The organism is Brachybacterium sp. Marseille-Q7125 (genome assembly GCF_023062615.1).
GTDB lineage: Bacteria > Actinomycetota > Actinomycetes > Actinomycetales > Dermabacteraceae > Brachybacterium.
This window is the reverse complement of sequence record NZ_JALLAL010000019.1, coordinates 12226-30900: the sequence shown is the minus strand read 5'-3', so window position 1 is coordinate 30900 and position 18675 is coordinate 12226. Positions and strand designations below refer to the sequence as shown.

Genomic DNA, 18675 nt, shown 5'->3' with positions numbered 1-18675 from the left:
TCAGCTCGTCCGCAGGTGGTGGGCGCCCTCCCGGGGGTCGATGAGCACCCGGTCGCCCCGGCGGTGCACGGAGACCTGGTCTCCGTCGACCTGGAGCGTCACGGTGAGCTCAGGCCGCACCCGGAACTCGCTCGGAGCGGTGCCGTCGGTGCCCTGCCAGCGCGCCTCCCAGGAGCCGTCCGGTGTGCCGGCGGCGATGAGGTCCGTGCCGGCCACGGCGATGGCGCGCGGCCGGTCCAGCATCTGTGCGGCCTCGCTGCCCGCGAAGCCCTCCGACCAGCACCAGTAGAACCAGGACCAGGAGCGGCGGTCGAAGAGATCCAGCTGATGGCGGGCATGCCGGGCGATGCCGGTGTGCTGCTCGAAGGCGCCCCATTCCCCGACGATCACCGGCACGGCCAGGCGCTCGGCGGTCTCGGCGGCGCGGTCGAAGATCGTGGAGATCCGCGCATCGCTCGCCAGTGGCATCGCCGGGGTGTCCACCACGAGGTCATAGCCGTGCGGGGAGTACGCCCAGGTGGCGTCCTCGAGCAGCGGAATGGCCGCGGGCACGCCGATGTTCGAGAAGTACGAGTGCTCGCGCAGGATCAGCAGCTGCTCATCGCGGGCCCGGATCTGCTTCGCCACCTGCGTGTACAGCGCGTGTACGGGGCCAGTCTCGAAGGGTGCCAGCAGCGGGGCCACGCGATCCCCGATCGCCCGGTGCACTGCGGGATCCTCGATGTCCTGCAATCGCGCGAACTTCCGCTCGGGGTCCTCGAGGTCCGCGGCGATCGTGGCGGGATCCTCGCCGAGCACGTCGGCGATCGCGAGCACGAGGGCGCCGAGGATCTGCGGTGCCGCGTTGCCGGGCGTGGGTTCGTTGAGGACATCGCAGCCGATCAGCGCGGGGTGCCCGGCGCAGCGGTCCAGCACCGCGCCCCACATCGCGGCGAAGCGGCTGCGGATCCCGACGCCCTCCGGGCCCGGGGCATCTGCCCAGAACGCGGCATAGGCCTCGTGGACGGCGGGGGAGGTGAGGTAGGCGTCGCTCCACAGCTCGGTGGCCTCGAAGGGGTGGGAGGTGAGGGTGGCCCAGGCTGGGGCGCCGTTGCCGAACTGCTGGGAGTAGAGGTCCTGGTGCGCATCGAGCACGACCGTGAGGCCCGCGCGCTCACAGGCGTCCAGCTGCGCGCAGATCCAGTCCAGATGCGCGGTGGAGTATTCGCCGGGGGAGGGTTCGGTTGCGGCCCAGTTCAGACCCAGGCGCACGCTGTCCAGCCCGAGTGCGGCGAGATGCTCGAGATCCTCCTGCTGCCACGTGCCATGGAAGGCGGCGGGGTCAGTGGCGCCGGGACGGCCCTTGGCCACCAGGTTGATGCCGTGGAGGATGCGGTGCCGGTCGTGCTCATCACGCAGCGCGGCTCCATGGGTGCTCAGTCTCAAGGCGGCCTTCCCCGACGCTCCCTCGCGTCGTCCTGACCTGACTGTAGCAAGCCTATGACGGCCCTCACCGGTGCTGATTGATGCCTGGCCACCCCCGGCGGTTCTCGTTATGATGACCCTAAGCAATTCTTGGAGCCTGCCGGAAGGCTTCCGGGACGGAGGATCACCATGACCATCTATGACGACGTCTCCCAGCTGGTGGGCCGCACGCCGCTGGTGAAGCTCAATCACCTGGGCGAGGACGTGCAGGCCACCGTGGCGGCGAAGCTCGAATTCTTCAACCCCGCCGCCTCCGTCAAGGACCGCATCGCCCTGGCCATGATCGACGCGGCCGAGCAGTCCGGACAGCTGCAGCCCGGCGGCACCATCGTCGAGGCCACCAGCGGCAACACTGGCATCGCCCTGGCCATGATCGGTAGCTCCCGTGGCTACCGGGTCATCCTGACGATGCCGGAGTCGATGTCGATGGAGCGCCGCATGCTGCTGCGCGCCTTCGGTGCCGAGCTCCAGCTCACCGAGGCCGCCGCGGGCATGAAGGGCGCTGTCGCGAAGGCCGAGCAGATCGCCGAGGAAACCGGCGCTGTCCAGGTGCGCCAGTTCGACAACCCCGCCAACGCCGAGATCCACCGCCGCACCACCGCGGAGGAGATCTGGGCGGACACCGACGGGCAGGTCGATGCGCTCGTGGCCGGCATCGGCACCGGCGGCACCATCACCGGGGTTGGCCAGGTGCTCAAGGAGCGCAAGCCCGCGCTGCGCGTGATCGCCGTCGAGCCCGCCGAATCGCCGATCCTCAGCGGCGGCGCCCCCGGCCCTCACAAGATCCAGGGGCTCGGCGCGAACTTCGTGCCCACCGTCCTGGACCAGGAGATCTACGACGAGATCCAGGACATCGACGCCGAGACCGCGATGGAGCGCGCCCGCGCCGTGGCCCGCACCGAGGGCCTGCTGGTGGGCATCTCCTCGGGCGCCGCGATCGAGGCGGCCGTGCGCGTGGGCTCCCGCCCCGAGATGGCCGGGAAGTTGATCGTCGTGGTCGTTCCCTCCTTCGGTGAGCGCTACCTGTCCACCCCGCTGTATGCCGAGTATCGGGACTGATCGGCATGGGGCTGATGGAGGCGGCGCGTGGCGCGGTGGCGAGAGTCCGGGAGGATCTTGCCGCGGCCCATCGCCGCGATCCGGCAGCGACTGATGACCTCACGATCCTGCTGACTTCCCCGGGGCTGCACGCGATCTGGACGCATCGCCTGGCGCATCGGCTCTGGCAGCGGGGAGCGCGGCGCAGCGCCATGGTGCTCGCGCAGGGAGCCCGTTCGGTGACGGGGGTGGAGATCCATCCCGCGGCGCAGATCGGCCGACGCTTCTTCATCGATCACGGCATGGGCGTGGTGATCGGGGAGACCGCCGAAGTGGGGGATGACGTGATGCTCTACCACGGCGTGACCCTGGGCGGGCGCTCCATGGAGCGCGTCAAGCGCCACCCCACCGTCGGCGATGGGGTCGTGATCGGCGCCGGCGCCCGCGTGCTCGGACCCATCGAACTGGGGGACGGCTCGCAGGTGGGCGCCAACGCGGTCGTCGTCAAGGACGTCCCCGCTCGCGCCACCGCCGTCGGCGTCCCCGCCCAGGTGCGGCGCGGTGCCGCGCAGCCCGATGACCACATGGACCCCGCGATCTGGATCTGAGGCCAGGGGGCCGTGCGCGTGGGCGCCTTCAGGAGCTGTTCTAGAACGGGTCCAGGAAACTCGTGCCGCCCACCTTGTGCAGCCGCCGCTCCCAATCCGGGAGCACGTCGTGCGCGTCCTCGGCGATGACGTGGTCGAAGATCGTCCGCGAGGCCTCGGGAGGGGCGATGTCCACGAGCACTGTGGTGGCCCCGTGCGCCCGCGCCAGCGGTGCGAGCTGCGCGGCGGGGAATACGGTCCCCGACGTTCCCACCGCGACGAACAGATCCGCTCGTTGTGCGAGGCGCAGAGCGAGGTCGAGCGCTGCTTCCGGCAGCTGCTCATCGAACAGGACCACATCGGGCCGTGTCGGCTTCCCGCACCACGGGCACGCCGAGGGCACCCCGTGATCCTCCGCGGAGAATCCAGCGCCGGGCGTCACCGGTGCGCTCCAGCGGCAGTCCGCCCCCAGGCATACCGCGCGCAGCGCGCTGCCGTGCAGTTCGGCGACGATCTCGGACCCGGCTGCCTGATGCAGCCCGTCGATGTTCTGCGTGATCACCGGTGCCTCGAGCCGTGCGATCGCCCGATGGCCCGGGGTGGGGCCGTGGTCCATGCCGATTCTGGCCATGCGTCCCCACACCTCCCACAGCCGCGGTAGGGAGCCCGGCAGCCGGTCGGCATGCATCGCCTCCTCGGTCTCCGGCTCGAGTGCCCACAGCCCGTCGGGCCCCCGAAACGTGCCCATCCCCGTGCGCGCACTGATGCCCGAGCCCGTGAGGAAGACGATCTCCCGATGCGACGGGCCCGGCGTGAAACGGGCGGGGCTCACCACTCCTCGTGCTCGCGAGAGTCCCAGGCGGCGTCCTCACCCAGATCCAGGGACGCCAGCAGCTCACGGTCCGCATCATCGAGCTGCACGCCCTCGAGGGTGGCGTTGCTGATCTGCCGATCGGGATCGGAGGACTTCGGAATCACCACGATGTTCTGGTCGATCGCCCAGCGCAGGGAGACCTGTGCGGTGCTCACGCCGTGCTTTGCCGCGACCTTGCGCAGCGCGAACTGCTCAGCCAGGCCCTCGCGTCCTCCCAGCGGCCCCCACGCCTCGGTGACGATCCCGCGCTCACGATGGAACGCCACCGCCTCACGCCGCGGCAGGGCGGGGGAGAGCTGGATCTGGTTCACCTCCGGCGCTACACCGGTCGCGTCGATCAGCTCCATAACCTGCTCGGGCCGGAAGTTCGAGACGCCGATATGCGCGGTGAGCCCCTCCTCCTTGAGGTCGATCAGGGTGCGCCACGTCTCCAGCGCCAGCCCGCGGGAGGGGTTCGGCCAATGGATCAGCACAAGCGCCGTCCGCTCCAGGCCCAGGCGCCGCAGCGACGCCAGGTACCCCTCGCGCGCAGCCTCCCGGCCCTGATCGCCGCCGGCGATCTTCGTGGTCACGAGCACCTCATCAGGATCCACCCCGGAGTCCCGGACCGCCTGCCCCACGGCGGCTTCATTGCCGTACTGCGCTGCCGTATCCAGCAGGCGGTAGCCCGAGCGCAGCGCCTGGGCGATCGCGCGGCAGCCGTCCGCGCCCTTCACGCTCGAGGTGCCGAAGCCGATCAGCGGGAAGGGCGTGCCATCGGCGAGAGCGGTGGTGGGAATGGACAGTGCGGTCACGTCGGCCTCCAATGTCGGTCGCGATACCAGCGGTGGATCGGGGTGCCTCCAGGGTAGTCATCCCGCGCCGGGACCGGGCCGACCTCTGCTAACGTGCTCACGGCGGCGACACGGACGTCGGCGCCCTCCTGGCCCGACGGACGATGAGGACCCGATGACCACCAGCACCGCCCCGCGCGCCGGGGTGCACGATGAGATCTCCCCCCTGCGCCGCGTGATCCTGCACCGGCCCGGGCCCGAGCTCGAGCGTCTCACCCCGGACAGCCGCGAGGAGCTGCTGTTCGACGAGATCCTGTGGCGCGATCGCGCCGACGCCCAGCACCGCGCCTTCTCCACCCTGCTCGAGGAGCAGGGCGTGCAGGTGCTGCACCTGACCGAGCTGCTGGTGGACCTTCTGGCCGATGCCGAGGTGCGCGAGACGCTGCTCGAGCGCAGCCTGGACCCCGCCGTGCTCGGGGACCTCGCCGTGCAGGATCTGCGCGCCGCGCTCACGGGCCTGGATGCGCAGCACCTGGTCGATGTGCTCATCGGCGGACTGACCATCGAGGAGCTCGAAAAGCTGGGCGTGAGCCCGCGGTCGATCGCCCTCCAGCACAAGGGCCCCGAGCACCTCGTGCTGGACCCGCTGCCCAACCACATGTTCACCCGCGACTCCTCCGCCTGGATCGGGGACGTCGTCTCCGTCAGCCCCATGCACCGCCCCGCGCGCCGACGCGAGAGCCTCCACCTCGAGCTCATCTACCGCCACCACCCACAGTTCGCGGGCTCGGCGGGGCCGCGCCGTGTTCTGGGCCGCGACGGCGCGGGGGCCGCGACCGTCGAAGGCGGCGACGTCATGATGCTCTCGCCGGGCGTGGTCGCCGTGGGCATGAGCGAGCGCACGAGCGCGGTGGGGGTCGAGCGTCTGGCCGCCGGGGTGCTGGGCGATGGGCAGATCGAGCGGGTGATCGCGATCGCCCTGCCGCATAAGCGCTCCATGATGCACCTGGACACCGTCACCACCGTGGTGGATGAGGAGTCGATGCTGCGCTTCGGTCCGCTCGGGATGCTCGAGACCTTCGAGATCACGCGCAGCGGGGACCGCCTGAATTCGCGCGCCCGCGCCGCCGATGAGATGGACGAGGTGCTGGCCCGGGGCCTGGGAGTGGAGCGCCTGCGGGTGCTCACCCCGCCGCTGGATCCCTATGCCGCAGCGCGTGAGCAGTGGGATGACGGCTGCAACGTGCTCGCCCTCGCGCCCGGCAAGGTCGTCGCCTACGAGCGGGCCGCCGCCACCAACGAGTACCTGCGCGACCAGGGCGTCGAGGTGCTCGAGTTCGCCGGGGATGAGCTGGGCCGCGGTCGCGGCGGGCCGCGCTGCATGAGCTGCCCGGTCGAGCGCGGCTGAGCGCCTAGCCCGTCAGTCCCGAGAGGGCGGCGGGGGATCGGAGTCGCTCTGCATCCCCGCCGTGCTCGCGGGCAGCGGCTCGGTCAGCGACCGCTCCATGAGCAGCTGCTGGGTGCCGAACTCCTCCAGGCCCTTGCGGACCGTGAAGCCCAGGCGTCGCAGCAGCGCCACCGAGCGCTTGTTGCGGGTCTGACTGACAGCGATCACGTGGTCGTCCTCGAGGTTCTCCCGCGCCCAGCCCAGCACCGCCAGGCATGATTCGGCGGCGTAGCCCTGCCCGCTCCACTCGGGCAGCAGGGCGTAGGACAGCTCGAGCTCCCCGCGGTCATAGTCCAGGGTGATCGAGCCGATCATCTGATCGGGCGCATCGTCGGCCGTCGGATCGCCGGTGCCCGCATCGTCGGTCGTCGGATCGGCGGCCCCTTCGCCGTCGGTCCCTCTGCCGATGGGCACGGCCAGCACCCAGCGTCCCCACGTGAGTCCCAGCGGGGACAGCTCGAGCGCCTGGCGAGAGGAGTAATCCACCGCGCCACCGAGGTATTCGCGGGTGACGGGATCTGTCATCAGCCGGATCATCGCCGCGCGATCAGGGTCGCCCGGCTCGCGGATCACCAGCCGTTCGCTGCGGATCCGCACCGGCCAGTCGCTCGTGCCTTCCTTCGCCACGTCCCCCACCGTACACAGGGGGCCGACGGGCCACGCGGGGCTTCGGGCCCGACACCGGTGTCGGCTCCCCCGGATAGCAGGTGCTCTGACGGTGGCCCCATCCCCTCGACACGGCGTCGCGAGCGGACCGGGGCCGGTATGGTGAGCCTGCGACACAGCGGGGTGGCGTGCCACCGGCCTCTCGGCCTGCGCCGAGACGTCGGCACCGCTGCCCGGACGTCGGAGATGACACGAAGGAGCACCATGGTCGAGCAGGACCTGCGCAGCACGCCGCTTGAGGCCGTCCACGAGTCGCTGGGAGCGACGTTCACCGACTTCGCCGGGTGGCGGATGCCCGTGCGATACGACTCCGATCTCGCCGAGCACCGGGCGGTGCGCGAGAGCGCGGGACTGTTCGATCTCAGCCACATGGGCGAGATCCACCTGATCGGCCCGGAGGCCCCGGCCGCCCTGGACCACGCCCTGGCCGGGAAGATGTCCGCCATGAGCGTAGGCCGCGCGAAATACTCGCTGCTGCTGACAGAGGACGGCGGCATCATCGACGACGTCATCACCTACCGCCTGGCCGAGGACCACTTCCTCGTGGTCGCCAACGCCTCCAACGCTGAGGCCGATGCCGCCGCGCTGCGCGAGCGAGCCGAGGGCTTCGATGTCGAGGTCGATGACCGCTCCCTGGCCACCGCCCTGGTGGCCGTGCAGGGCCCCGCAAGCGAGCAGATCCTCCTGGATACGCTGTTCGCCGCGGACTCCGGCGTGGAGGCGCTCACCCGTGAGGACATCACGGAGATGAAGTACTACCGCTTCACCACCGGCACCTACCGCGGCGGCGAGCTGCTGATCGCCCGCACCGGCTACACCGGTGAGGACGGCTTCGAGCTGTATGTGCCCACCGAGCACGCCGCAGCGCTGTGGGAGCAGCTGACCGCCGCCGGTGGCGAGCGCCTCACCCCCTGCGGCCTGGCCTGCCGCGACACCCTGCGCCTGGAAGCCGGGATGCCGCTGTACGGCAATGAGCTCTCGCGCGATCTCTACCCCGCCCAGGCGGGCATGGGCCGCGTCGTGGCCCTGAAGTCCAAGGAGGACTTCGTCGGCCGCTCCGGCGTCGAGAACGCCGACGTCAGCTCGCGCCCCGTCCTGGTCGGCATGGTCGCCGAAGGTCGACGGGCCGCCCGCGCTGGCTCGACCGTGCGCGACGCCGAAGGCCGCGAGGTCGGTGAGATCACCTCCGGCGCCCTCTCACCCACCCTCGGCTATCCCATCGCCCTGGCCTACGTGGACCCCGCCGCGGCTGAGGTCGGCACCGAGCTGATCATCGACGTGCGCGGCAAGGACCTGCCCGCGCGCGTGGTCGAGCTGCCCTTCTACTCCCGATCCTGATCCACTCCATCTCCCGCAAGGACACCTGAAGGAAGGACCCTCATGTCTGACAAGCTTCTCTACTCCAAGGACCACGAGTGGGTGCGCGTCGAGTCCGACGGCCTGGCCGTCATCGGCGTCACCGACTTCGCCGCCGAGCAGCTCGGTGACGTCGTCTACGTCGACCTGCCCGAGGTGGACGATGAGATCTCCGCCCACACCGAGATGGGTGAGATCGAGTCCACCAAGTCCGTCTCCGACCTGTTCTCTCCGCTCAGCGGCACCGTCACCGAGGTCAACCAGGCCGTCGTGGACAGCCCCGAGCTGGTCAACTCCTCGCCCTTCGAGGATGGCTGGCTGATCAAGGCTCGCTTCGAGTCTCTGCCGGAGGATCTCCTGGACGAGGCCGGCTACAAGGCCATCACCCAGTCCTGATCCCACCGGGCGGGCGGTCGCATTGCGGCCGCCCGCCCGTCATGTCGGCCCGCCCGACCCCACCGTCATCACCCATGTACGTCCGCTTCTGAGCAGGGGAACTTCGACTCTATGACCGCATCGCCCGTGTCCGACCACGACTCCTTCGTCCGCCGCCATGTCGGCACCGATTCCGCCGCCCAGCGGCACATGCTCGAGGTGCTCGGCTTCGAGTCGCTGGACGAGATGCTGCGGGCCGCGGTGCCCGGCACCATCCTGCTCGAGGAGGGGCCCGCCGGAGCTGCCTCCGCCGTGCCCGCCGGGATCACCGAGCCGGCGGCGCTCGCCGAGCTGAAGGCGCTCGCCTCCCGCAACACCGTGCGCCGCTCCCTGATGGGCATGGGGTACTTCGGCACCCACACCCCCGCGGTGATCCAGCGCAACGTGCTGGAGAACCCCGCCTGGTATACCGCCTACACCCCGTACCAGCCGGAGATCAGCCAGGGCCGTCTGGAGGCGCTGCTGACCTTCCAGACCATGGTCTGCGACCTCACCGGTATGGACATCTCCAACGCCTCAACGCTGGATGAGTCCACCTCCGCGGCGGAGGCGCTGATGCTGGCCCGCCGCACCGCCAAGCGCAACGGCAACGTGTTCCTCGTCGACGCCGACGCGCTGCCGGCCACCAAGGAGGTCCTCGCCGGTCGTGCGGAGGGCCTGGGCATCGAGCTGCGCGAGGTCGACTTCGCGACCGAGGGCGCGCCCGAGGGCGAGTACTTCGGTGCGCTCATCCAGTATCCCGGCGCCTCCGGCCGCATCTGGGATCCCCGCACGGTGATCGAGCAGGTCAAGTCCACCAAGGCCATCGCGATCGTGGCCGCGGACCTGCTGGCTCTGACCATGCTCGCCTCCCCGGGCTCACTCGGGGCCGATGTCACCGTCGGCACCACCCAGCGCTTCGGCATCCCGCTCGGCTTCGGCGGCCCCCACGCCGGCTTCGTCGCCGTGCGCAAGGGCCTCGAGCGGCAGCTGCCCGGCCGCCTGGTCGGCGTCTCCAAGGACGCCGACGGCAACCCCGGCTACCGCCTGTCCCTGCAGACCCGCGAGCAGCACATCCGCCGCGACAAGGCCACCAGCTCCATCACCACCGCACAGGTGCTGCTGGCGGTGATGGCAGCGATGTACGCCGTCTACCACGGCCCGGAGGGGCTGACCCGGATCGGCCGCACCGTCGCTGATCACACCGCCCGGCTCGCCGATGTGCTGCGCCGCAGCGGCTTCCAGCTGGCGAACGAAGCCTTCTTCGACACCCTCGAGGTGCAGGTCACAGGGCAGGCGCATGACGTCGCCGCGAGCCTCAAGGACGCCGGGTTCCTGGTGCACACCATCGGCGATGACCGCGTGCACCTATCTCTGGACGAGACCGTCACCGCGGAGGATGTGCGCTCGATCGCCGCAGCCTTCGACGCCTACGCCAGCGAGCCCGGCCAGGAGCTGGCCGAGGTCACCTCCGGCGCGGGCTGGGACTCCCTGGTGCGCGAGGATCCGTTCCTGCAGCACCCGGTGTTCTCCTCCTACCGCTCCGAGACCGCGATGATGCGCTACCTGCGCCGCCTCGCGGACCGCGACTTCGCGCTGGACCGCGGCATGATCCCGCTGGGCTCGTGCACCATGAAGCTGAACGCCGCCACCGAGATGGCCGGCATCTCCTGGCCCGAGTTCAACGCCATCCACCCCTTCGCCCCGCGCGAGGACGTGGCCGGCTACCTGGACCTCATCACCCAGCTGGAGACCTGGCTGACGGACCTCACCGGCTACGACACCGTCACGCTGCAGCCCAACGCCGGCTCGCAGGGCGAGTACGCGGGCCTGCTGGCGATCCGCGCCTACCACGCCTCCCGCGGCGAGGGATCGCGCGACGTGTGCCTGGTGCCCTCCTCCGCACATGGCACCAATGCCGCCAGCGCCGTCAACGCCGGCCTGCGCGTGGTGGTCGTGGACTCCGATGCCGGCGGCAACATCGACCTCGATGACCTCAAGCAGAAGATCAAGGACCACGGCGATCAGCTCGCCGCGATCATGATCACCTACCCGTCCACGCACGGCGTGTACGAATCCGAGGTGCGCACCGTGTGCGAGCTGGTGCACGATGCGGGCGGCCAGGTGTACGTGGACGGCGCGAACCTCAACGCGCTGCTGCAGGTCGCCAAGCCCGGTGAGTTCGGCGGAGACGTCTCCCACCTGAACCTCCACAAGACCTTCTGCATCCCACACGGCGGCGGTGGCCCGGGCGTCGGCCCGGTGGGCGCGAAGGCGCATCTGGCGCCGTTCCTGCCCGGCCACTTCGCGATGCAAAAGCCCGAACATCCGGTCGCGGGCCAGGGCGATCAGGTCCACGGCGGCAAGCCCGTCTCCCAGGCGCCCTACGGCTCCCCGTCGATCCTGCCGATCAGCTGGACGTACATCCGCCTGATGGGCCCGGAGGGTCTGCGGCATGCCACCGCCTCCGCGGTGCTCGCGGCGAACTACACCGCCAAGCGCCTCTCGGAGTCCTTCGAGATCCTCTACACCGGGGAGAACGGCCTGGTGGCCCACGAGTGCATCGTGGACCTGCGGCCCTTCACCGACCGCACCGGCATCACCGTCGATGACGTCGCCAAGCGTCTGATCGACTACGGGTTCCACGCCCCGACGATGTCCTTCCCCGTGGCGGGCACCCTCATGGTCGAGCCGACGGAGTCCGAGGACCTCGCAGAGATCGACCGCTTCGTCGACGCGATGCTCATGATCGCGAAGGAGGCCGAGCAGGTTGTGGCGGGGGAGTGGCCCAAGGACGACAACCCGCTGGTGAACGCCCCGCACACCGCAGCGTCGGTCGCAGTCGAAGAGTGGACCCACCCCTACTCCCGCGAGGTCGCCGTCTACCCGGGCATCCATGCCACCGCGGAGGACCCGGCCGTGCACGACACCCGGGCCATGCGGGTCCAGGCGAAGTACTGGCCGCCGGTGCGCCGCATCGAGCAGGCCTTCGGCGACCGCAACCTGGTGCCCACCTGGCCGCTCGAGGGCTGAGGTTCCCTCGCGCGCTCAGCCCACGCCCTGTGTGAACGACGATGACGCCCCGGCCGCCTGGCCGGGGCGTCATCGCATACGGTTCCGGCATGACCGAGATTCTCACCACCCACGCAGGCTCCCTGCCGCGCACCCCCGAGCTCATCGCCGCCAATGCGAACCGCCCCACCGATGACGACGGGCTCACCCCGCTGCCCTCGGAGGAGTTCTCCCACACCCTCCGCGAAGCCACCCGTGACGTGGTGGCGCGCCAGCAGCAGATCGGGATCTCGATCCCGAATGACGGGGAATACGGGCACGTGATGGGCACAGCCGTGAACTACGGCTCCTGGTGGTCGTACATCTTCGACCGCGTGGACGGCCTGGAGCTGACGGGCGAGGACCACCTCACCTCCCAGCCCGTGCGCTCGGAGCCCGGGAAGGTGCGGCTGACCTCGTTCCCGGACCGCCGCGACTGGGTGCGCTTCCGCGATGCCTACCAGGATCCCGAGTCCGGGATCGCCCTGGGCACGCAGCGCACCTTCCCGTCGGCCACCGGTCCGGTGTCCTACAGCGAGCGCGGCCGGGAGCTGGTGGACCAGGACATCACCAACCTCCGCGCGGCCCTGGACGCCAGCGGTTACGACAACGGCTACCTGGCGAGCCTCTCGCCCGGCTCCGGCAGCCGGATCGTGGACGCCCACTACCGGGACGAGGACGCGTTCTTGGATGCTTGGACCGAGGTCATGCGCGTGGAGTACGAGGCGATCGCGGCCGCGGGCCTGGTGGTTCAGATCGATGACCCCTCGATCGCGGAGAACTGGGACCAGATCAACCCCGAGCCCACCGTGGAGGACTACGTGGCCTTCACGCAGAAGCGCGTGGACGCGATCAACCGCGCCCTGGTGAACGTGCCCACCGAACAGACCCGTTTCCACCTGTGCTGGGGCTCGTGGCACGGCCCCCACACCACGGACATCGAGCTGAAGCACCTGGTGCCGCTGCTGCTGCAGATCGACGCGAAGTACTACTCCTTCGAGGCCGCCAACGCCCGCCACGCCCACGAGTGGACGGTGTGGCAGGACGTGGATCTTCCGGCCGACAAGGTGCTCGTGCCCGGCATCGTCTCCCACTCCACGAACGTCGTGGAGCACCCGGAGCTGGTGGCGCAGCGCATCGAGCAGTTCGCGCGGGTGGTGGGTCCGGAGCGGGTCATCGCCTCGACCGACTGCGGTCTGGGCGGACGCATCCACCCCGACATCGCCTGGACGAAGCTCGAATCCCTCGTGGAGGGTGCCGCGATCGCGTCCGCACGGCTCTGAGGAAGGTCGCGGAGGTGCGGCTCTGAGGCGGCTCCTGCCGCCTCGCCGACGGCCCGGGCGAAGAGTTCACCGGGCCGTCGGCGACATGTCACGTGGCCGTGACACGGGGGCAGGACGCGCGGCGCATCATCGGCGGCGTGAGGATCCTTGTCGTCGCCGAGTCCTTCCTTCCGCACATGAACGGGGTCACCAATTCGGTGCTCCGCGTCGTCGACCATTTCGCCGCCACCGGGGATGATCTGGGGATCATCGCCCCCAAGTGGCCGGGTGCCGATAAGCACCTGCGCACCTCCTGCGGCCGCCGCATCCGCGTGCGCCGCGTCGCCTCCGCCCCCATGCCGGGGTATGCCGAGGTGCGGATCGCCACCACCAGCGCCGGTTCCCTGCGCCGCCGCATCGAGGACTTCGAGCCCGATGTCATCCATCTGGCCTCCCCGATGATCCTCGGCGGCCGCGCGGTGGTCGCCGCCCAGAAGCTCGGGGTGCCGACGGTCGCCGTGTACCAGACGGATATTCCCGGGTATACCGCCCGCTACGGCATGCCGTTTCTGGAGAGCGCCACCTGGCAGCTGCTGCGCGATGTTCACAACCGCGCCACCGTGAACCTCGCCCCGTCGACCGCGACCCGCGATCAGCTGATCGACCACGGGATCGAGCGGGTGGACCTGTGGCGCCGCGGCGTGGACACCTCCCTGTTCTCCCCGAGTCTGCGCAGCCAGAAACTGCGCGCGAAGTACACCGAGCGCGGCGAGAAGCTCGTGGTGTACGTGGGGCGCCTCGCCCCGGAGAAGCAGGTTGCGGACCTCAAGGTCATCCACGATATGCCCGGGGTGCGGCTGCTCATCGTGGGGGAGGGGCCCGAGCGGGACGCCCTGCGCCGCGAGATGCCGCGCGCCCGCTTCGCCGGGTTCCGTTCCGGCACCGATCTGGCCACCCATATGGCCAGCGCCGACCTGTTCATCCACCCCGGGGAGCTGGAGACCTTCGGGCAGACCATCCAGGAGGCCATGGCCTCGGGTCTGCCGGTCATCGCCCCGCGCAGCGGAGGCCCCGTGGATCTGGTGACCCCGTCGTCCACCGGCTGGCTGTACACCCCCGGGATGCTCGATGAGCTGCGCGAGCACGCGGGCGACCTGCTGTTCGACGACGCCAAGCGTCTTGCCTTCGGCCGCGCCGCGCAGGACGCTGTGCGCAAACGCACCTGGCCGGTGCTTGCCGAGCAGCTCAAGGGCTACTACCACCAGGCCATCGCCGAGCACCACCAGGTGGGAGCGGGCTTGCGCTGAGCTGCCCATCGGCCGAACCGGGGCACGCGCAGCTGCCGCCAGGCGCATCGGGCAGCGCGCCCACATCGATGGTTCTGCGGGGTGCCGGGTCGGCTCCGGCGGCTTCCCCGCCCGGGCGCGCCGCCGTCACATTCCGCCACAAACCTCGCCCACCCTGACGCGCAGGGTGTCTCCTGGGTGCTGTCGCGGTCCCGCGGCACTGGATCCCACGGAGAGAGGACAGCATCATGGCGCAGCGCACCCGTCGCCCACTCATCGGCGTGACCGCGGGGACCGCCACCATGATGTCCGGGGCGTGGGTCGGCCATGACGCCGTCACCCTGAACACCGCGTACGTGCGCGCGCTGCGGGCCATCGGCGCCCGGCCCGTCGTCATCTCCCCGCAGGATGAGTGGACCGATGAGGAGATCGCCGAGCTCGACGGCCTCGTCCTCACCGGCGGCACCGATCTGGACCCCGCCACCTGGGGCGCAGATGCTCTGCCCACCGATCTCACCCCGGACCCCGCGCGCGATGCCTTCGAGACCGCGCTGTACCGGGCGGCTCGCCGTGCGGGCGTGCCGGTGCTCGGGATCTGCCGCGGACTGCAGCTGATCGTCCTGGCCGAGGGCGGTGACCTGCACCGCCACCTCCCCCTGGATGTCCCCGCGCACCCGGCGACGGGGGAGCGGCCGACGACGGTCGAGGCGCGCATCGTGCCCGACAGCGACCTGGGGCTCGTGCTCGGCACCCGTGCCCGCGTCACCGCCTTCCACCATCAGGGCGTGCGCAGCCTCCCGCCGAGCCTGCGCCCGGTCGCCTCTCACGAGAGCGGCCTGGTGCTCGCCGTCGAAGCCACCGGCAGCCCCGCGGTGCTGGGCATCCAGTGGCATCCCGAGCTCGACGGCGATGCAGGCCGGGCCGTGTTCGAGGTCCTGCTCACGGCGATCCGTCACCGTGCCGAGACCACGGAGGCGCCTGCGCTGGTCTAGGATGAGCACGGCTGTCCGCGCCCGTCCGCGGATCCGCTCAGCCAGAGCATCGACGTCAGAGCATCGACAGAGGACAAGGCAGATGAGCATCGAGCACACCACCGCCCCTGAGGAGCGCGAGGCCCGCGAGGACAACGTCACCTCGCGCGGCAACAGCACCGTGCTGTCCGTGATCCTGTTCGTGGTGCTGTTCGGTCTGTTCGCCGGCGGGCTGTACGTCATGAGCCTGATCTCCATGGACGAGCCCTCCGTCGGCCTGTTCCTGGGCGGCCTGACCATGAGCCTCGTCGCGCTCTACGCCACCTTCGACCTGGTGCCCCGCGTCCTCAACCGCTGAGCGCGTCCCGCGCGGGGTCGCGCGCCCGCGCGCGAGGCCTGCGCCCGCGCCGCACCGCGCCCCACTCACTGCACGTTTTCGGCTCCTGCGTTCCAGATCTGGAACGCAGGAGCCGAAAACGTGAAGAGGAAGGGTGTGGGCCCCGCGCTCGGCGCAGCTCCCACACTCAGCGCGTGCTGTGGTCGCGCTCCAGCCGCACGATGGTCTCGAGCGCCATGACGATCATGTCCTCGAAGGTCTCCTGGCGCTCCTGCGCGCTGGTCTCTTCCCCGGTGATCAGGTGATCGGAGACGGTGCACAGCGCGAGCGCGCGGCGCGAGAACTGCGCGGCCAGCGTGTACAGCGCCGCTGCCTCCATCTCCACGCCCAGCACGCCGTACTGCGCCAGGTTCTTGGTCACCTCGGGGGAGGGGTTGTAGAACTGGTCGGCGGAGAACAGCCCACCTGCGGTCCACGGCAGCAGTCGCTCATCGGCGACCTCGGCGGCGATCCGCGCGAGTGTGAAGTCCGCGGCCGGTGCGAAGTTCACGTGTCCGAAGCGCGGTACGTTCATCGCCGAGTCGGTCGAGGCCGCGACGCCGAGCACCACGTCCCGCACCTTCACCGCCTCGGAGAGACCGCCGCAGGAGCCCACGCGGATGATGGTCTGCACGTCGTACTCCGCGAGCAGCTCATGGGCGTAGATCGCCATCGAGGGCTGGCCCATGCCGGAGCCCTGCGCGGAGATCCGCACTCCCTGGTACGTGCCCGTGAAGCCGAGCATGCCGCGCACGTCGTTGTACTGGACGGGGTCCTCGAGGAAAGTCTCGGCGATCCACCGCGCACGGTAGGGGTCACCGGGCATCAGCACGTGAGGGGCGATCTGATCAGGGGTAGCACCGATATGTGTCGACATGGCATCACGGTACGGCCCGCAGTCCCCGACTGCGGGCAGGCGCACCTGGTGTCGCCAGCACTGGTGCGCCCAGGGCGGCCTCCGGTGTGCGCTGATCGCGCGCCCGATGCACCCGGGTCGGCCCCCGATACACCCCGATCGTCCCCCGACGTGCCTCGGTCGGCGCCCGATGTGCCCTGATCGACCCTGGTGAGGGGCCGACGGGGCTCGCATCGGCCCTCCGAAACGGGGACAATGGTGACCCGTGAACGATCACGCCACCTCGCCCGTCTCTCCTCGGCCCACTCGCCGCCGGCCCGCCCCGCCAGCGGATGCTCGCCGTGCCCGCTGGGCGGTCTCTCTGATCTTCCTGCTCAACGGCGCATCGTTCTCCGCGATCCTCCCGCGCTACCCGGAGCTCGTCGAGCGGATCGGCCTGACGAACACCGCCTTCGGTCTCGCGGTGGGCATCGGGCCCGTGGGCGGGCTGCTGGCGGGCCTGTTCGCCGCCACGCTCATGCGGCGCCTGGGCTCAGCGCGCACCGCCGTGCTGTTCCAGACCATCGCTTCCACCTCCCACCTGCTGGTGTACACCTCGGCCTCCTGGACGTGGCTGGCCGCGGCGCTGCTGCTGGCCGCCGGGGCCGATGCGATCACCGACATTGCGATGAACGCCCACGGCATGCGCGTCGAGCGCCGCTACCGCCGCTCGATCATGAACAGCTACCACGGCTGGTGGTCCCTTGGCGCGGTCGCCGGCGGCCTGCTCGGCGCCGCAGCCGCACAGCTCGGCGTGCCGCTGTGGGCCCAGGGTCTTGCCGGACTACTCCTGTTCGGAACGCTCGCCGTGGGGTCGCTGCGCTTCATGCTGACCGGGCACGACACCCTCGAGCGGGAGGAACTGCTCGCCGCCGGACCCTCCCCAGCCTCTGCAGGCGAGGTTCCCGCCGATCCCGCGCCGGGCGGCCTCCGGATCGCCGGAATGAGCCTGCGGGCCCTTGGGCTGATTCTCGCCCTCGGTGGGATTCTCGTCTTCGCCGGGGCCACCGAGGACGCCGGCAACACGTGGGGCGCCCTGTTCATGAAGGACACCTTCACCGTCACGCCCTTCATGGCCGGGATGGCCTTCGTGGCGCTGCAGGGCGCCCAGACCGGTGGGCGCTTCCTGGGGGATGTGATCGTGGACCGCTTCGGGGACCGCACCACCGCCCGCGCGGGGGCGCTGCTGTCCGCCGCCGGGATGACCCTGGCCCTCTCCGTGCCGACCCCCGCGACCGTGCTGCTGGGCTTCGCCTGCGCCGGCTGGGGCGTGGCGACCCTGTTCCCTGCCGGCTTCCGCGTGGCCGATGAGCTGCCGGGCGTCCCCCCGGGCGTGGGTATCACCGTGGTGGGCTGGCTGGCTCGCGTCGGCTTCGTGGCCACCCCGCCGCTCGTGGGCGCGCTCGCCGATGCCGTCACCCTGCGCTACGCCTTGTGGGTGATGCCGGTCTACGCGCTCGGCATCATCGCTTTCTCGGGTGTGCTCAGCCCCCGCCTGCCCGCCGCGGATCCACCGCAGGATCCGGCGGCAGGTTCACCGTCGGCCTCAGAAACGTGAGACGTCCCCGGCGCCCTCGCGCGCGATGACCAGCCCATCCCCGGACAGATCCACCACGGTGGTGGGCTCGATGCCCACCTGCCCGGAGTCGATGATCGCCTCCACCTGCTCGCCCAGCAGATCCTGCACCACCCAGCCTTCCGCGGGCGGATCCTCCTGCCCCGGCAGCAGCAGCGTCGAAGAGACGATCGGCTCCCCGAGCGCCTCGAGCAGCGCATGCGTCACCCGATGCTCCGGGATCCGCACCCCGACGGTGTGCTTCTTGGGATGCGCCATCTTGCGCGGCACCTCCCGCGTGGCCGGCAGGATGAAGGTGTACGGCCCCGGCGTCGCATTCTTCACCAGGCGGAACACCGGGTTGGAGACGATGACGAACTGCCCCAGCTGCGCGAAGTCCGCGCACACCAGCGTGAAGTGATGGTCCTTGCCCACCTGCCGGATGCGTCGGATCCGCTCGAGAGCGTCCGTATTGCCCAGCCGACACCCCAGGGCGTAGCAGGAATCGGTGGGGTAGGCGATCAGACCGCCGTCCTGCAGCACCGCCACCGCTTTGTCGATCAGGCGGGGCTGCGGATCCACTGGATGGATATCGAGATACTGCGCAGAGCGCTGTGAGCGGGCCATACTCCAGGGTACGCCCGGAACGGCCGACGGGGG

At 70.5% G+C, this 18675-nt stretch carries 17 protein-coding genes; 11 read left to right on the top strand and 6 right to left on the bottom strand.

The features are described 5' to 3' along the window. Nucleotides 1–1425: a cellulase family glycosylhydrolase gene (locus MU407_RS06660; protein WP_246956318.1), complete on the bottom strand. Its 1425-nt coding sequence runs from the start codon at nucleotides 1423–1425 to the stop codon at nucleotides 1–3. 168 nt (nucleotides 1426–1593) lie between these two features. Between MU407_RS06660 and cysK the strand changes: the two genes are divergently transcribed. Together cysK and cysE are read left to right on the top strand one after the other, a co-directional pair. After that, entirely contained in the window at nucleotides 1594–2523 is a 930-nt protein-coding gene (gene cysK / locus MU407_RS06655) for a cysteine synthase A (protein WP_246956316.1), read from the top strand. A gap of 5 nt (nucleotides 2524–2528) precedes the next feature. Continuing rightward, a complete protein-coding gene (gene cysE / locus MU407_RS06650) occupies nucleotides 2529–3110 on the top strand; it encodes a serine O-acetyltransferase (RefSeq protein WP_246956313.1) in 582 nt (193 codons plus the stop codon). Nucleotides 3111–3150: 40 nt separating this feature from the next. On the opposite strand, the gene MU407_RS06645 is transcribed toward cysE, so the two are convergent. Both MU407_RS06645 and MU407_RS06640 read right to left on the bottom strand, forming a co-directional pair. Next, complete coding sequence (locus MU407_RS06645; protein ID WP_102237270.1) at nucleotides 3151–3921, bottom strand: Sir2 family NAD-dependent protein deacetylase; 771 nt, start codon at nucleotides 3919–3921, stop codon at nucleotides 3151–3153. Further along, nucleotides 3918–4757, bottom strand: a complete 840-nt coding sequence (locus MU407_RS06640) for an aldo/keto reductase (RefSeq protein WP_102237269.1) — start codon at nucleotides 4755–4757, stop codon at nucleotides 3918–3920. The genes MU407_RS06645 and MU407_RS06640 overlap by 4 nt, the downstream gene beginning before the upstream one ends. Before the next feature lie 154 nt (nucleotides 4758–4911). Between MU407_RS06640 and MU407_RS06635 the strand changes: the two genes are divergently transcribed. After that, nucleotides 4912–6144 carry an arginine deiminase gene (locus MU407_RS06635; protein ID WP_102237268.1) on the top strand — a complete coding sequence of 411 codons (1233 nt, stop codon included), beginning with the start codon at nucleotides 4912–4914 and terminating at the stop codon, nucleotides 6142–6144. 12 nt (nucleotides 6145–6156) lie between these two features. Here the strand turns inward: MU407_RS06635 and MU407_RS06630 are convergent, their stop codons facing one another. Further along, a complete protein-coding gene (locus tag MU407_RS06630; RefSeq protein ID WP_246956311.1) occupies nucleotides 6157–6810 on the bottom strand; it encodes a GNAT family N-acetyltransferase in 654 nt (217 codons plus the stop codon). A 243-nt stretch (nucleotides 6811–7053) separates the two neighbouring features. Between MU407_RS06630 and gcvT the strand changes: the two genes are divergently transcribed. From gcvT to MU407_RS06595, 7 genes are all read left to right on the top strand, one after another. Continuing rightward, the gene (gene gcvT, locus MU407_RS06625; protein ID WP_246956309.1) at nucleotides 7054–8187 is read left to right on the top strand and encodes a glycine cleavage system aminomethyltransferase GcvT; all 1134 of its coding nucleotides are present in this window, start codon (nucleotides 7054–7056) and stop codon (nucleotides 8185–8187) included. Nucleotides 8188–8229: 42 nt separating this feature from the next. After that, nucleotides 8230–8601 carry a glycine cleavage system protein GcvH gene (gcvH, locus tag MU407_RS06620; protein WP_102237266.1) on the top strand — a complete coding sequence of 124 codons (372 nt, stop codon included), beginning with the start codon at nucleotides 8230–8232 and terminating at the stop codon, nucleotides 8599–8601. A gap of 111 nt (nucleotides 8602–8712) precedes the next feature. Then, a complete protein-coding gene (gene gcvP, locus MU407_RS06615; protein ID WP_246956307.1) occupies nucleotides 8713–11652 on the top strand; it encodes an aminomethyl-transferring glycine dehydrogenase in 2940 nt (979 codons plus the stop codon). Nucleotides 11653–11741: 89 nt separating this feature from the next. Next, the gene (locus MU407_RS06610) at nucleotides 11742–12953 is read left to right on the top strand and encodes a cobalamin-independent methionine synthase II family protein (RefSeq protein ID WP_246956304.1); all 1212 of its coding nucleotides are present in this window, start codon (nucleotides 11742–11744) and stop codon (nucleotides 12951–12953) included. Between the two features lie 137 nt (nucleotides 12954–13090). Then, nucleotides 13091–14239, top strand: coding sequence for a glycosyltransferase family 1 protein (locus MU407_RS06605; protein WP_102237275.1), 1149 nt, complete (start codon nucleotides 13091–13093; stop codon nucleotides 14237–14239). Nucleotides 14240–14466: 227 nt separating this feature from the next. Next, on the top strand, nucleotides 14467–15210 hold the full coding sequence (locus MU407_RS06600; protein ID WP_102237263.1) for a gamma-glutamyl-gamma-aminobutyrate hydrolase family protein: 744 nt from the start codon (nucleotides 14467–14469) through the stop codon (nucleotides 15208–15210). An 82-nt stretch (nucleotides 15211–15292) separates the two neighbouring features. Continuing rightward, nucleotides 15293–15547 carry a hypothetical protein gene (locus MU407_RS06595; RefSeq protein WP_102237262.1) on the top strand — a complete coding sequence of 85 codons (255 nt, stop codon included), beginning with the start codon at nucleotides 15293–15295 and terminating at the stop codon, nucleotides 15545–15547. Between the two features lie 166 nt (nucleotides 15548–15713). Here the strand turns inward: MU407_RS06595 and deoD are convergent, their stop codons facing one another. After that, entirely contained in the window at nucleotides 15714–16442 is a 729-nt protein-coding gene (gene deoD / locus MU407_RS06590; RefSeq protein WP_102237261.1) for a purine-nucleoside phosphorylase, read from the bottom strand. A gap of 244 nt (nucleotides 16443–16686) precedes the next feature. Here deoD and MU407_RS14455 point away from each other — a divergent pair, with 244 nt between their 5' ends. Next, nucleotides 16687–18018, top strand: a complete 1332-nt coding sequence (locus MU407_RS14455; protein ID WP_246956302.1) for an MFS transporter — start codon at nucleotides 16687–16689, stop codon at nucleotides 18016–18018. Here MU407_RS14455 and MU407_RS06580 read toward each other — a convergent pair. Continuing rightward, nucleotides 18007–18642 carry an L-threonylcarbamoyladenylate synthase gene (locus tag MU407_RS06580; protein WP_246956300.1) on the bottom strand — a complete coding sequence of 212 codons (636 nt, stop codon included), beginning with the start codon at nucleotides 18640–18642 and terminating at the stop codon, nucleotides 18007–18009. The genes MU407_RS14455 and MU407_RS06580 overlap by 12 nt on opposite strands. Nucleotides 18643–18675 lie beyond the last annotated feature (33 nt).

Bases quoted from the DNA above. Each gene is read 5' to 3' on its own strand.
- gcvP (WP_246956307.1), top strand. From the start codon at position 8,713: ATGACCGCATCGCCCGTGTCCGACCACGACTCCTTCGTCCGCCGCCAT.
- MU407_RS06635 (WP_102237268.1), top strand. From the start codon at position 4,912: ATGACCACCAGCACCGCCCCGCGCGCCGGGGTGCACGATGAGATCTCC.
- MU407_RS06595 (WP_102237262.1), top strand. From the start codon at position 15,293: ATGAGCATCGAGCACACCACCGCCCCTGAGGAGCGCGAGGCCCGCGAG.
- cysE (WP_246956313.1), top strand. From the start codon at position 2,529: ATGGGGCTGATGGAGGCGGCGCGTGGCGCGGTGGCGAGAGTCCGGGAG.
- MU407_RS06600 (WP_102237263.1), top strand. From the start codon at position 14,467: ATGGCGCAGCGCACCCGTCGCCCACTCATCGGCGTGACCGCGGGGACC.
- gcvH (WP_102237266.1), top strand. From the start codon at position 8,230: ATGTCTGACAAGCTTCTCTACTCCAAGGACCACGAGTGGGTGCGCGTC.
- cysK (WP_246956316.1), top strand. From the start codon at position 1,594: ATGACCATCTATGACGACGTCTCCCAGCTGGTGGGCCGCACGCCGCTG.
- deoD (WP_102237261.1), bottom strand. From the start codon at position 16,442: ATGTCGACACATATCGGTGCTACCCCTGATCAGATCGCCCCTCACGTG.
- gcvT (WP_246956309.1), top strand. From the start codon at position 7,054: ATGGTCGAGCAGGACCTGCGCAGCACGCCGCTTGAGGCCGTCCACGAG.
- MU407_RS06580 (WP_246956300.1), bottom strand. From the start codon at position 18,642: ATGGCCCGCTCACAGCGCTCTGCGCAGTATCTCGATATCCATCCAGTG.
- MU407_RS06610 (WP_246956304.1), top strand. From the start codon at position 11,742: ATGACCGAGATTCTCACCACCCACGCAGGCTCCCTGCCGCGCACCCCC.